Raw genomic sequence first — 12,887 nt, forward strand, 5'->3', positions numbered from 1 at the left:
GGGTCAGTGGCGAGAGCCGCGTCAGTGGTCCCAGCCCATCAGCACATCGCGTGCCTGTACCAGAAGCGTGACCTTGCGGCCCACCGGCAGCGTGACCTTGGTCGGCACATGGCCGAACGGCAGCCCGGTGAGGATGGGTGTCTTCGTCTGTGCCCGCAGGTACTCGACCACGCCCTTGAGCGAATAACCGCGGTCCAGCGGCGACTTCTTGTACTCGGTGAAGCTGCCCAGCAGCACCGCCTTCTGCGCCCCCAGCACACCGGCCTGGTGCAACTGCAGCAGGCTGCGCTCGATGCGGTACGGGTGCTCGTTCACGTCTTCGAGGAAGAGGATGCCGCCCTTCACCTTCGGAAAGTGCGGCGTACCGAGCAGCGCGTTGAGCACGCACAGGTTGCCGCCCCACAGCACGCCCTTGGCGTGCAGGCCGTCGAAGCCGGCTTCGGTGCGAAAGCCCACCGCTTCGAGGGCGCCGGTCATCGCTTCGACAAAGCAGTCTTGCGTGATGTCGTCGACCGTCTCGCCGCCGAAGTCGCCCACGGCGAGCGGGCCGGCCCAGCTCGCGGCACCGGTGTGTGCGACGAGGCCGAGCTGCAGTGCGGTCATGTCGCTGTGGCCGACCCAGCGCGTGCCGCGCGCCACGCTCTTGGCGATGAGTTTCCAGTCGATGCGGTCGAGCAGTCGCGTGAGGCCGTAGCCGCCGCGGGTGGCCAGCGCAATGTCGGGCGCTGCCTTGGCGATGCGGTGGATCGCGTCGAGGCGCGTCTCGTCGTCGCCGCCGAAGCGCTGGTGCTTGGCCAGGGCGGCGTCGTCCACCGTCACGTCGAAGCCGAGGGCCGCGAGCCGCTTCGACGCACGTCGCAAGGGGCCCGCCTGGGCGAGCACGCCGGCCGGTGTGAACAGCGTCAGGCGCAGTGGGCCGCTCTCAGCTTCGGGATGGGGATGGGGGTGGTGGCTCAACTTCGACAACCTCTCCGGTCGGGATCACGTCGGTGCCGGCGTCGAAATCACTGTCACCCGAGTCGGTGGGCTGCGCCCGCCGTTTGCGGTACAGCTCGCGTCGCTCGGCAAAAAAATCGCGCAGCACCTTGCCGCACTCGTCGGCCAGCACGCCGCTTTCGAGCTGGGTGTGGTGGTTGAGTTGCGGCACGGCGAACAGGTCGACCACCGAACCGGCCGCGCCGGTCTTGGGGTCGGTGGCACCGAACACCACGCGCTTGAAGCGTGCGTGCATCAGGGCCATGGCGCACATGGCGCAGGGTTCGAGCGTCACGTACAGCTCGCACTCGGGCAGGCGGTAGTTGCCGAGCAGCGTGGCGGCGTGGCGCAGGGCCACGATCTCGGCATGGGCGGTGGGGTCGTGCTCGGTGATCGGGCGGTTGTAGCCGGTGGCGATCACCTGACCGGCCCGCATGATGACGGCGCCCACCGGCACCTCGCCCACCAGCCAGGCGTTGTGGGCCTGGTCGAGCGCGATGCGCATGGCGTGTTCGTCGGCGGGGGTGCTCATTTGTCGGCGGCTTCGGTGCGGCGGGCGGCGTCTTCCAGGGCTTGGTTCAGATCCTGCCGCACCTGCTCCTGGACCTGCACCGCCTGCTGCCGGACGGTGGCTTCGGGTGCACTGGCGGCCACGGGCACTGCCAGCACCGGCGCCTTCATCATGCGACTGGCCAGGAGCGCCACAACGGCCAGCACCACCAGCAGCGACACCACACCGAACAGAGCCTTCATGTTCACCCAGCAATCTTGGAAGCCCGCACTGTAACCGCGAGACCGTATGCTGCTGCCTCGATGCAAGACAGCCTGTTCCCCGACGAAGCTGCCCTCGCGCCGGTGCGCCCGGCCCCTGTCACCGCCGCTGCGCCGGCCCCGGTGCCGAAAGAGCCTTCGCGCGAACGCGGCAGCAAGGTGCTGCCCTGCCCACCCGACGAATCGCTGATCGCCCTCGCCCGCCAGTTGCCGCCACGGCTGCGCCTCGGCGGCTCGTCGTGGAGCTACCCCGGCTGGAAGGGCCTGGTGTGGGAAGGCGATCACAACGAGTCGAAGCTCTCGCGCGAAGGCCTCGCGGCCTATGCGCGACACCCGCTCTTTCGAAGCGTCTGCATCGACCGCAGCTTCTACCGCGGTCTCACCGCGCAGCAGTACGCCCGCTACGCCGCGCAGGTGCCCGACGATTTCCGCTTTGTGGTGAAGGCGCCGGCTGCCGTCACCGACGCCACGGTGCGCAGAGAGAACGGCCGCGCGGTGCAGGAGAACCCGGTCTTCCTCAACGCCGAGATCGCGATCCGCGAAGCTCGTCGAGCCAGCGCTCGACGGCCTCGGCACGAAGCTCGGCGTGCTGGTGTTCCAGCTGAGCCCCCTGCCGCTGCCCTTGCTCGCCCGGCTCGACGAGGTGTTGCAGCGCCTTCAGGCCTTGCTGCAGGCCCTGCCCTCGCTTGCCGCCGCCTCCGACGCGGTGGTCGCCGTGGAAGTGCGCGACCCCGAGTTCCTCACGCCCGCCTTCGCGCGCGTGTTGCGCGACAGCGGCGCGGCCTTCTGCCTGGGCCTGCAGGCCAAGATGCCGGGCATCGACGGCCAGCTGCCGATGCTGCGCGCGATGTGGCCTGGGCCGCTCGTGTGCCGCTGGAACCTCAACCCGGTCAACGGCGCCTACGGCTACGAGTCGGCCGAGAAACGTTATGCCCCGTTCGACAAGGTGCTGGACCCCGACCCACACACCCGCGACACGCTCGCCCGCGTGATTGCCGCCACCACCGACGCCGGGCACAACGCCTACGTGACGATCAGCAACCACGCCGAAGGCTGCGCGCCGCTCTCGGCCGCGGCACTCGCGCAGGCGGTGGTGTCACGCCGCGGCTGAGGCGTCTTGCAGGGGCCAGCGGGCGAGCGGCACGTGGCGCGACTGGCCGATCAGGCTGTCGACCAGCACGAATTCGCGCACACGCCACACGATGGGCTCGATGGGCTGCGGCGGTCGCAGCTGTGGGTCGTAGAGCAGCGTGACGTGGGGCGTGAAACGCGCCTGGACGAGGTGGTCCAGGCCGTCGCGCACGAGCGCCTCGCTCAGCGCGCGGCGAAAGTCCATCAGCGCAGCCAGCCCCTCGTCGCTGCCGCGCAGCACGAAAGGCCGCCTGCGCGGCCGGCCGGCGAAGCTCATCGCATGGTCGAAGCGGACGTCGAACGGTGCATGGTGCAGTTGCGACGCGGCCGCACTCAGCGCGTCGACCAGCGCCTGCGGCAGGCCCACGTGGTCACCGAAGAAATGCAGCGTGACGTGCAGGCGCGAGTTCGCCAGCACCCGGCCCTTGAGGCCGTGCTCGGCCTTCAGGCGCTTGGCTGTCGACGCGATGGCGGCAGCGGCCGGCGCGTCGGGCAGCAGCGCGAAGAACAGGCGATCGGTCGCCCGCGGCGGAGGCGCGGGACCTTCGAGGCTGAGCGGTAAGGACACGGCGCGGATTGTGCGCGCCCGCCCCCTGCCCTATCGCACCGGCAGGCCGAGCAGCAGCACGCCCAGCCAGCGCGGGCGCCACGACAGCGTGAAGGCGATCAGCAGCGCCGCGCCTGCGATCGCCATCACCCACACCAGCGGCGCCATCGTCGCGTGGTCGACCCAGAAGCACGCAAGCAGCGACGCGCCGAGCGCCATCGTGCCCAGCACCCGCAGCACGACGGCGCTGCGCCGCGACAGCGGCCGTGCGCCGCGCACCTGCTGCCAGTGCACCTCCATCGCGAGCGCCAGCCAGCCCATGCCAGCCACGCAGGCCGCAAGCGCGATCGTGAACTTGAAGACCTCAGGCACCGGCCGCCTCCACCGCTGTGGGCGCACCGTCGACACGCGGTTGATCGCGGGTGGGCTGCACCGCCGCCGCCATGCGCTCGCGCACTCGCAGCTTGCGCACGGCCAGCACCGCAAGCGCAGCGCTTGCGAGCAGCGACAGGTCGACCCCGGCCACCGGCCAGTAGCCTTCGGTCACGGTCTTGGCCAGGTGATCACCAGTGGTCACCCAGTTCAGCAGCACCGCGCTCACCGCCAGCGCCACCACGGCCCAGCATTGCTCGCGCCACGCCGGCGAGAGCAGGCCCTGCTGCACCGGCTTGCTGCGCCACGCGGCATGCAGCAGCGCGAGCGCCCACGCGGCCCAGAAGACGCCCTCTTCCCACTGCCCACGGTCGGGCATCCCGGCCGGCAGCAGGCGGTTGGCCACAAGGATGGAGAAGGCCGCGACCAGCATGCCGGTGACGGTGGTCACCGCCATGGCGTCGGCCCAGCGTGCGCCCGCGATGCCCTGCTTGGCATGCTGGCGTTTGCGCTTCTCGACGAAGAAGATGAAGCCCGCCGCGATGCACACGCAACCGGCCAGACCGCCCAGCACGTAGAACCAGCGCAACAGCCAGTGGCGGAAGTGCTGCAGGTGCAGCCCGGTGAGGAATTCATTGACGCTCTTCACCGCGCTCGGCGCCGGCTCCTCGTGGATCACACGGCCGGTGGGCCCTGAGAAATGCACCGCCTGCCCGACCAGCGCCACGCGGTCGCTGCCGGCGCGGTAGATGCTGACGACGCTGTTGGCGTCGCCGATGTGGTTGACCGTGAGGAAGCCCACCTCGCCCGGCATGCCCCGCGCGGCCCAGCGGCGCTTGGCCTCGACCACCATCGCGTCCACCGAGGCCAGCGTGGCCGGCGTGCCCGCGGGTTTGAACGGCAGGCCCTTGGCTTCGGCCTCGGCCTGGGCCGCGGCCAGGGCCTGCGGCTTGAGCATCGTCTCCGACACGGGGAAGTAGATGCCGATGAAGATCAGCAGACCCGTCAGCGCAAAGAAGAAGTGGAACGGCAGCGCCACCACGCCGGTGAGGTTGTGCAGGTCGAGCGCGCTGCGCTGCGTGTGCTTACGGGGGCGAAAGGTGAACAGCTCGCGGAAGAGCTTGCGGTGCATCACCACGCCGCTCACCAGTGCCGCCAGCATCACCAGCGCCGCGATGCCGACCACCCAGTAGCCCAGGTTCAGCCAGTGCAGGTGCAGGCTGTAGTGCATCGGGTAGAAGAACTCGCTGCCCACCTTCAACTGCCCTTCGGGCAGCAGCTGGCCCGAGCGCGGGTCGATGGTGGCGCGACCATGCACGTGGTCGTCGGGGTCGCTCGGGTTGTTGGTGACGGCGTATTCCGAAAACATCACGAGCACCGGGTCGCGGTGCGTGGTGTAGGCGCCCCAGTTCATGGCCCGTGCGCTCACCTCGGGCGGCTTGCCAATGCGCTTGTGCGCTTCTTCGGCTCGTGTGCCTCGGGCTTCATCTGCTGGAAGATGCCGGCGAGCATGCCGTCGTACGACGGCATCGGCTGCGCGGGGAAGCGCGTCTCGGGGAGCGCCCAGCGGTCGATCTCGCGGTCGAACACCGACAGCGCACCGAAGAAGAAGGCCACCATCAGCACATAGCCGAGCACCAGGCCGAACCAGGTATGCAGCCAGGTCATGGACAGCCGGAATGAGGCAAACATCGAAGCTCTCTCCTGGAGACGTGGGGAAGGTCAGCCGTTCAAGCGCGAAAGCCACCAGCCGCCGGTGGTCATCAGCACGCCACCGCCCAGCAGCACGCTCCACACCCGCAGCACGCTCGCAGCGGCAAACGACCACAGAAAGGTGGTGAGGAACACGACGAAGGCATACAGCGCCGCGAGCGCCATCGCATCGCTGTAGGCCATGCCGGCCTGCAGGCACAGGCCGATGCCGAGCATCACCAGCCCCCAGACGAAGGCATAGCTGCCCAGCAGGCTGGCGGCGACGCGCGATGCGATCTGCCAACGGGTGGCGGTGGTGGCGACCATCGGGATGGGACGGACAAGTTGAGAATGATTCGCATTATTAATGCAAATCATTCTTATTTGCCCAAGGCCACGTTGCGGCCTCAGGTCAGTGCGGCCGGCCGGCCTGCGCAGATGGGCGGGCTCGCGAGCTCCTGCTTCACGACCCCCAGCACGCCGCCGACCACGAGCAGGAGCCCGAGGTAGGCCGATGCCGCCGGCCCCTCCCCCAGGACCAGCACCGACAACGCGAACGCGACGACCGGCTCGCCCAGGGCCAGGGTCACGCCGGTGGCAGGCGTGATGTGGCGCAGAGCCAGGCTGAACAGCAGGTACGGCAGACCCGCGGTCACGATGCCGGTGTACGCCACCGCGGCCAGGTCGCCGCTGGTGAAGCTCGGGGCGCCGGTGAGCCATGCCGCCGGTAAGGCGATGACGGCCGCCACGCCGAACGCGCGGAAGGTGATCACAGACGCCGGCGCGATGTTCGCCATGCGCTGGTTCAGCAGCGTGTACGCGGCGTAGGAGAAACCGGAGAGGAGGCACAGGAGGATGCCGGCGGCATCGCCGCCCTGCGCCTGCCGGGCGCCGCCGATCGTCATCAGCACTCCACCGGCCACGGCCACCAGGGTGCTCGTCCACCACGCGGCGGAAGGCCTTTGCCGGTGCAGCAAGGCCTGCAGCAGGCCGGCCCAGATCGGGCCGCTGCCGAGGGCGATCGCGGTGCCGAGCGCCACGCCGATGCTCGCAATGCCGGCGAAGAAGGCCAGGTTGTAGACCGCCATGCACAGGCCAGCACCGAGCACATCGCGGGTGGACAGGCGCGCGCCGGAGGGCGCAACCGGGCGGCGGCGCGCCATCAACGCGCACGCGGCAAAGAAAGCACTGGCCGTCAACAGCCGCAGCGCACCGAACCAGTAGGCATTGAGCGCGCCATCGGCGAGCGAGCGGGCCGTGCCGGTGGTGCCCCACAGCGACGCGGCGCCGAGGACCAGCACGACACCCAGGGTGGGATTCGTCTTCATGGGCGGGATCTTCGACCCCGCCGCGGCGCTCAAATGTCGAGAGACGCTCGAACTGGAGGCCCTGAGCGCAACTGCCGCACGCCGAGGCCTCGGTCGCGGCGAAGCGCAAAGCACAACGCGCTCGCGCTCGCATACCCGACCTGCAGCGCAGCCGTCTCCAGTGGCAAACCCGCGCGGAGCAGGCGCTCGGCCGCATCGAGGCGGCGCTGGCGCACCCAGGCCAGCGGCGGCATGCCGGTCACTTCGGCAAAGCGGGCGCGAAAGCGCTGCGGGCTGAAGCGACACAGGCTCGCCAGCTCGGCGACCGTCCAGTCCCGATGCAGCGCGGCATCCACCGTCTTCGCCAGGTCGTCGAGGACCAGCCGCCGGCGCGCCTGCAGGGTCGGCGCACCGACCAATTCGGACAGCAGCCGCTCGGCATCCTCCGGCGCGGCCCCGCTTCGCCAACCCGCGCCCAGGGCGATCCGCCGCAGGCGGTCGGTGCCCTTCGCGGCAGCACAGTCGACCACCAGCACCCGGACGGCGGACTCCGCCAGGTATTCGTGGCCCGATCCGGCGGGAATCACGAGGCCGCAGGACGGATCGACGAACGCGGGGCGGCCGTCCACCTCGAGCTGCAGGCTGCCCTGCAGGCCCACCAACACCTGCGCGTGCTCATGGCTGTGTGCGTCGTAGGCACCCCGGTAGGTGCGCACGGAGAGTGCGGGCGAGACGAGAGACGAAGGTGTGGAATCCATGGCGGTGGCGATTCTGCGCCTTCGGCGGTTTCTGGGACCGCAACGCCCACTCAGCGCGTTGGCGCAAGGCGAGATTTGGGCGCGTTTTCGGTCCGACGTTCGAGGACAGGCGCCGTCTGCCGCCTCGTCGTGCGGGGCACAATCGCCACATGCCAGCACCTGACCTTGCCCTGGCGCTCCAGGCCATGTTCGACCGCGTTCCGCACGCGATCGTGGTTGTCGACGTGCAACGGCGCATCGCGGCGGTGAATCCGGGCTTCACGCGGATGTTCGGCTATGAAACCGACGAGGTGATCGGCCGCGACCCCAGCTTCTTCTATGCGGACCCGGCTGACTACCAGGGCGTCGGCGCACTGAGCTTTCGACAGGCGCTGGACCAGCGAGGCGCCATCTTCGAGATCCGGTACCGGCGCAAGGATGGCACCTTGTTCTGGGCCGAGTCGGCCGGTGTCGGCGTCTACGACGGGGCCGGGCAGCCCGTTGGCGTGATCGGCCTGCATGTGGACGTGACCACGCGCCACGAGGCCGAGGTCCGGTTGCAGCATTCGCGCGCCGAGCTGGCCGAATTGGTGATCCAGCGAACCGCCGAGCTTGCGCATGCCAACGAGCTGTTGGCGCGGCGTGCGAACCTGGCCGACGAAGCCAATCGTGCCAAGAGTGCATTCCTGGCCAACATGAGCCACGAGATCCGCACGCCGATGAACGCGATCATCGGCCTGACGCACCTGTTGTCGCACGAACTGAGCGACCCGCAGCAACATGACCGCCTTTCCAAGATCGACGGCGCCGCCAAGCACCTGTTGCAGGTGATCAACGACATCCTGGATCTGTCGAAGATCGAGGCCGGCAAGATGACGCTGCGCGAGGCCGACTTCTCACTTGAAGAGGTGATGACCGGCGCGGTGCAGATGGTCAGCAGTGCAGCGCAGCAAAAGGGCCTGGAGCTGGTGCTGGACGCCGACCATCTGCCGCAGCACGTCATAGGCGACGCGACACGGCTTTCACAAGCGCTGATCAACCTGCTGGCCAATGCCGTGAAATTCACCGAATCCGGTTGGGTGCGGCTGCGGGGTACCGTGACGGCTGATGACGGCCGCCGGCTCGAGGTTCGATTCGAGGTGACGGACACAGGCCCCGGAATCGACGCCTCGCGCCTGGCGCTGCTATTCGTGCCCTTCGAGCAGGCGGACACCTCGCTCGCTCGTCGTCACGGCGGAACGGGTCTGGGCTTGGCGTTGACGCGGCACCTGGCTCGGTTGATGGGGGGCGATGCCGGCGCGGACAGCGTGGTCCATCAGGGAAGCACCTTCTGGATTCGTGTGAACCTGACCCGCGCCGAGCATGCACCCGAGCATGCCGGACAGGTCTCACTGGCCGGACTGCGCGCGCTGATCGTCGATGACCTGCCGGAGGCACTGGCCGCCGAAGCGCAGCGTCTGGTGCTGTTCGGGATGGATGTGAAGACAGCATCCAGCGGTGAAGCGGCGCTGGAACTCGTGCGGAACGAGTACGCCGCCGGCCGGACGTTCGACGTGGTGCTCGTGGACTGGAAGATGCCCGGTCTGGACGGTATTGCAACGCTCGATGCAGTGCGCCGTCTCGTGGGCGCCCGCATGCCGCAAACGATTCTGTTCACCGCATTCTCCGACCCGGGTCTGCGTGACCTGGCGTCCGCGGTCGGCTGCCGCGAGGTGCTGGACAAGCCCATATCGACATCGGCGCTGTTCGAGACGCTGCTGCGACTGCTGCGCCGCAGTGCAACCAAGGCCCTGCCGCCGGCCGCGGATGACCAGGGTTCCTCCCGGCAAACCTTGTCACGACGCCATTCGGGCCAGCGCGTGCTGCTGGTCGAAGACAACCCGATCAATCGCGAGGTGGCCACTGAACTGTTGCGGCGCGCACAGCTTGATGTCGAAACCGCCGACGACGGAGTGCGCGCCGTCGAACTGGCTTCGGCTCGCGCGTACGACCTCATCCTGATGGACGTGCAGATGCCCGGCATCGACGGGCTGGAAGCGACGCGCCGGATTCGCCGGACGCTCGACCCGGCCGTCGCCATCATCGCCATGACGGCCAATGCTTTCGACGACGACCGGGCCGCCTGCATCGAAGCCGGGATGAACGACCATGTGGCCAAGCCGGTGGATCCCGATCGGCTGTATCAGACGCTGCTGGCCTGGCTGCCGGTGCGTGCGCCTGCAGCGCGCCAGGCGATGCAGTCCAGCGGTGGGCAGTCGTTCGAGCATCGCCTGGCAACACTGCCGTCGATCGACACCGAGCGTGCGTTGTGGCGTGTCGGTGGCGATGTGGGCACGCTGGAGCGCGTTCTGCGTTGCTTTGCCGTCTACTACCAACGGGGCGACGTGGAGTTGGCTCGGGCCATCGAAACGAAAGACCCTGCAGCACTCCGGAAGGCCGCGCACGCACTGGCCGGTGCTTGCGGCACTGTTGGCGCCGTTTCGCTGGAGAAGCTGGCGCGAGACATCATGGACGGCAGGCCCGCGGAACTCGACCCGCGCATGCTGTTCGACCAGGCCAGCAAACTGAACGCCGCTGTCACGGAGCTCGCCGGCCAGGTTGCCGGAGCGCTCGGAATCAGCGCGCGTCCAGCACCTTGAAGCCTGTGGACCGAATGATTCCGGCCCACCTTGCACGCTCCCTGCGGAGCCGCTGAGCAAACGCCTCGGGGCCCTCGTAGTTCTTGTCCAGACCGATCGACTCGAAGACGCGGCGCGCCTCGGCGCTGTCGAGCGACCGAAGCAGCGCGAGGGCCAGGCGTTCCACGGTCGAGCTGGCGGCGCTGGCCGGCAGATAGACACCCAGTCCGTCCTCAACCACGAGTTCGCCGAAGTTCTGCTCGGCAAAGGTCGGCACATCGGGCGTCGCCGCACTGCGACGAGGCCCGGTCGTCGCAAGAGCGCGCACACGGCCGGCGTTCTGCATCGCCGATCCGTCGGGCACGGCACCGAACATGGCCGGCAGTTGCCCGCCGACGAGGTCCTGGATCCCAGGGGCTCCGCCGCGATAGTGCACGGCAGTCATGCTCAAACCCGCTGCGCGGGCGAACATCTCGCCCACGAAGTGCGGCGTTGCACCGGCCGCCGAAGTTCCAAAGACGGCCCGCCGGGCATCCGCCCGCACCCACTCCACGAAATCGGCGACGGTGAGCACCGAGGCCGGCACCATCGGCCCGACATAGAGCCCGATGGCCAGGTTGGCAACACGTGCGACAGGCACGAAGTCGCGCTCGGGGTCATATCTCAAATGGCGATAGACATGCGGATACAGGCACATCGTGGCGTCGGGCGCGAGCAGCGCAACGCTGCCGTCCGACACTGCGTCGCGGACGTGCTCGATGGCCAGTTGTCCACCGGCGCCTGTCCTGTTCTCGACTATCACGTCGCCACCCATGGCCTCGCGCAACGAGCCACTGACCGCACGTGCCGTGAGGTCCGAAGTGCCGCCCGGCCCGAAACCGACCACCAGGCGCGCGACGCGGCCTTGCGCGCGCGCATGGCCCACCGCAAGACCCAGCATGCCGGCAAGCAAACTCCGGCGCGATTGCGAAAGCGCACCAGATGACCTTGTTGGCACGGGGACTCGCTTGACGTTCACAACTGAAAGTCCTTCTGAATCAACGAAGCCGGAGCTGTCGGCGATGACTCCCGCATCATCGACGAAACTCTTCCAAGCTATCGGACTTAGAAAAAACTTTTCACCACCGCTACTCCCACTCGATCGTGGCGGGCGGCTTGCTCGAGACGTCGTAGGTCACGCGGTTGATGCCGCGCACCTCGTTGATGATGCGGCTCGACACCTTCTTGAGCAGGCTGTACGGCAGCTCGGCCCAGTCGGCGGTCATGAAGTCGCTGGTCTGGACCGCGCGCAGCGCCACCACGTAGTCGTAGGTGCGGCCGTCGCCCATCACACCCACGCTCTTGACCGGCAGGAAGACGGTGAAGGCCTGGCTCGTGAGGTCGTACCAGCTCTTGCCGCTGGCGGGGTCGATCGCGGCACGCAGCTCCTCGATGAAGATGGCATCGGCACGGCGCAGCAGGTCGGCGTATTCCTTCTTCACTTCGCCGAGGATGCGCACACCCAGGCCGGGGCCAGGGAACGGGTGGCGGTACACCATGTCGTGCGGCAGGCCGAGCGCGACACCCAGTTCGCGCACTTCGTCCTTGAAAAGCTCGCGCAGCGGCTCCAACAGCTTCAGGCCCAGTTGCTCGGGCAGGCCACCGACGTTGTGGTGGCTCTTGATCGTGGTGGCTTTCTTGGTCTTGGTGCCACCGGACTCGACCACGTCGGGGTAGATCGTGCCTTGCGCGAGGAAGGTCGCGCCCTTGTGGCCCTGGCCGCTGGCCTTGAGCTTTTCGGCTTCTGCCTTGAACACATCGACGAAGAGCTTGCCGATGATCTTGCGCTTCTGTTCGGGCTCGGGCTTGCCGGCCAGTTCACCCAGGAAGAGATCGCTCGCGTCGACGCGGATGACCTTCGCGTGCAGCTTGCCGGCGAACATGTCCATCACCATGTCGCCTTCGTTCAGGCGCAGGAGGCCGTGGTCGACGAACACGCAGGTGAGCTGGTCGCCGATGGCGCGGTGGATCAGCGCGGCGGCCACGCTCGAGTCGACACCGCCCGACAGGCCGAGGATCACCTCTTCGCTGCCCACCTGCTCGCGGATGCGCGCCACCGCTTCTTCGATGTAGTTGCCCATCACCCAGTCGGCCTTGGCACCGCAGATGTCGAGCACGAACCGGTTGAGGAGGTCACGTCCCTTCACGGTGTGCGTGACTTCCGGGTGGAACTGCACCGCGTAGTAGCCGCGCGACTCGTCGGCCATGCCGGCGATCGGGCAACTCGGGGTGGAGGCCATCAGCTTGAAGCCCGGCGGCAGCTTGGTGACCTTGTCGCCGTGGCTCATCCACACCTTGAGCATGCCGTGGCCCTCGGTGGTGGAAAAGTCCTCGATGCCTTGCAGCAGCCGCGTGTGGCCATGCGCCCTCACCTCGGCATAGCCAAACTCGCGATGCGTGCTGGCCTCGACCTCACCGCCCTGCTGCACCGCCATCGTGAACATGCCGTAGCAGATGCCCAGCACCGGCACGCCCAGTTCCCACACGGCTTTGGGTGCGCGCAGCTCGTGGTCTTCGTAGGTGCTGGCATGGCTACCCGACAGGATGATCCCCTTCGGCTTGAATTCGCGGATGAAGTCGTCGCTGACGTCGTTGGGGTGGATCTCGCTGTAGACGTGAGCCTCGCGCACGCGGCGTGCGATGAGCTGCGTGACCTGGGAGCCGAAGTCGAGGATGAGGATCTTGTCGTGCATGGTGA

12 protein-coding genes and 2 pseudogenes are annotated in these 12,887 nt (G+C 68.2%); 3 read left to right on the top strand and 11 right to left on the bottom strand.

The genetic code is table 11. From position 1 onward, the window contains the following. Positions 1–21: 21 nt before the first annotated feature. The 3 genes from LRS03_RS06715 to LRS03_RS06725 are packed head-to-tail and all read right to left on the bottom strand — an operon-like array spanning position 22 to position 1,728. Positions 22–957: an LD-carboxypeptidase gene (locus LRS03_RS06715; protein ID WP_257824611.1), complete on the bottom strand. Its 936-nt coding sequence runs from the start codon at positions 955–957 to the stop codon at positions 22–24. After that, entirely contained in the window at positions 923–1,480 is a 558-nt protein-coding gene (gene tadA, locus LRS03_RS06720; RefSeq protein WP_374685091.1) for a tRNA adenosine(34) deaminase TadA, read from the bottom strand. Before tadA ends, LRS03_RS06715 begins: the two co-directional genes overlap by 35 nt. Before the next feature lie 23 nt (positions 1,481–1,503). After that, complete coding sequence (locus LRS03_RS06725) at positions 1,504–1,728, bottom strand: hypothetical protein (protein ID WP_257824613.1); 225 nt, start codon at positions 1,726–1,728, stop codon at positions 1,504–1,506. A 60-nt stretch (positions 1,729–1,788) separates the two neighbouring features. Between LRS03_RS06725 and LRS03_RS26800 the strand changes: the two are divergent. Further along, positions 1,789–2,181, top strand: a pseudogene (locus LRS03_RS26800) (DUF72 domain-containing protein); the annotation flags it as partial. A gap of 151 nt (positions 2,182–2,332) precedes the next feature. Next, the gene (locus LRS03_RS26805) at positions 2,333–2,857 is read left to right on the top strand and encodes a DUF72 domain-containing protein (protein WP_489739914.1); all 525 of its coding nucleotides are present in this window, start codon (positions 2,333–2,335) and stop codon (positions 2,855–2,857) included. On the opposite strand, the gene LRS03_RS06735 is transcribed toward LRS03_RS26805, so the two are convergent. The 6 genes and pseudogenes from LRS03_RS06735 to LRS03_RS06765 all read right to left on the bottom strand — a co-directional run bounded on the left by LRS03_RS06735 (position 2,843) and on the right by LRS03_RS06765 (position 7,553). Continuing rightward, positions 2,843–3,445: a 2'-5' RNA ligase family protein gene (locus tag LRS03_RS06735; RefSeq protein ID WP_257824614.1), complete on the bottom strand. Its 603-nt coding sequence runs from the start codon at positions 3,443–3,445 to the stop codon at positions 2,843–2,845. The two genes, LRS03_RS26805 and LRS03_RS06735, sit on opposite strands and share 15 nt — an antisense overlap. A gap of 30 nt (positions 3,446–3,475) precedes the next feature. Then, entirely contained in the window at positions 3,476–3,796 is a 321-nt protein-coding gene (locus LRS03_RS06740) for a DUF3325 domain-containing protein (RefSeq protein ID WP_257824615.1), read from the bottom strand. Next, a pseudogene (locus tag LRS03_RS06745) lies at positions 3,789–5,488 on the bottom strand (PepSY-associated TM helix domain-containing protein). The gene LRS03_RS06740 and the pseudogene LRS03_RS06745 overlap by 8 nt, the downstream one beginning before the upstream one ends. A gap of 30 nt (positions 5,489–5,518) precedes the next feature. Then, positions 5,519–5,815 carry an iron uptake protein gene (locus LRS03_RS06755; protein ID WP_257824618.1) on the bottom strand — a complete coding sequence of 99 codons (297 nt, stop codon included), beginning with the start codon at positions 5,813–5,815 and terminating at the stop codon, positions 5,519–5,521. An 80-nt stretch (positions 5,816–5,895) separates the two neighbouring features. Further along, positions 5,896–6,816 carry a DMT family transporter gene (locus tag LRS03_RS06760; RefSeq protein WP_257824619.1) on the bottom strand — a complete coding sequence of 307 codons (921 nt, stop codon included), beginning with the start codon at positions 6,814–6,816 and terminating at the stop codon, positions 5,896–5,898. Between the two features lie 29 nt (positions 6,817–6,845). Next, a complete protein-coding gene (locus LRS03_RS06765; RefSeq protein WP_257824620.1) occupies positions 6,846–7,553 on the bottom strand; it encodes a helix-turn-helix transcriptional regulator in 708 nt (235 codons plus the stop codon). Positions 7,554–7,702: 149 nt separating this feature from the next. Between LRS03_RS06765 and LRS03_RS06770 the strand changes: the two genes are divergently transcribed. Continuing rightward, positions 7,703–10,171, top strand: a complete 2,469-nt coding sequence (locus LRS03_RS06770; RefSeq protein ID WP_257824621.1) for a PAS domain-containing hybrid sensor histidine kinase/response regulator — start codon at positions 7,703–7,705, stop codon at positions 10,169–10,171. On the opposite strand, the gene LRS03_RS06775 is transcribed toward LRS03_RS06770, so the two are convergent. Continuing rightward, complete coding sequence (locus LRS03_RS06775; RefSeq protein WP_257824622.1) at positions 10,149–11,090, bottom strand: tripartite tricarboxylate transporter substrate-binding protein; 942 nt, start codon at positions 11,088–11,090, stop codon at positions 10,149–10,151. The genes LRS03_RS06770 and LRS03_RS06775 overlap by 23 nt on opposite strands. 187 nt (positions 11,091–11,277) lie before the next feature. Further along, positions 11,278–12,882, bottom strand: coding sequence for a glutamine-hydrolyzing GMP synthase (gene guaA, locus LRS03_RS06780; RefSeq protein ID WP_257824623.1), 1,605 nt, complete (start codon positions 12,880–12,882; stop codon positions 11,278–11,280). Positions 12,883–12,887 lie beyond the last annotated feature (5 nt).

Source organism: Rhizobacter sp. J219 (assembly GCF_024700055.1).
GTDB lineage: Bacteria > Pseudomonadota > Gammaproteobacteria > Burkholderiales > Burkholderiaceae_C > Rhizobacter.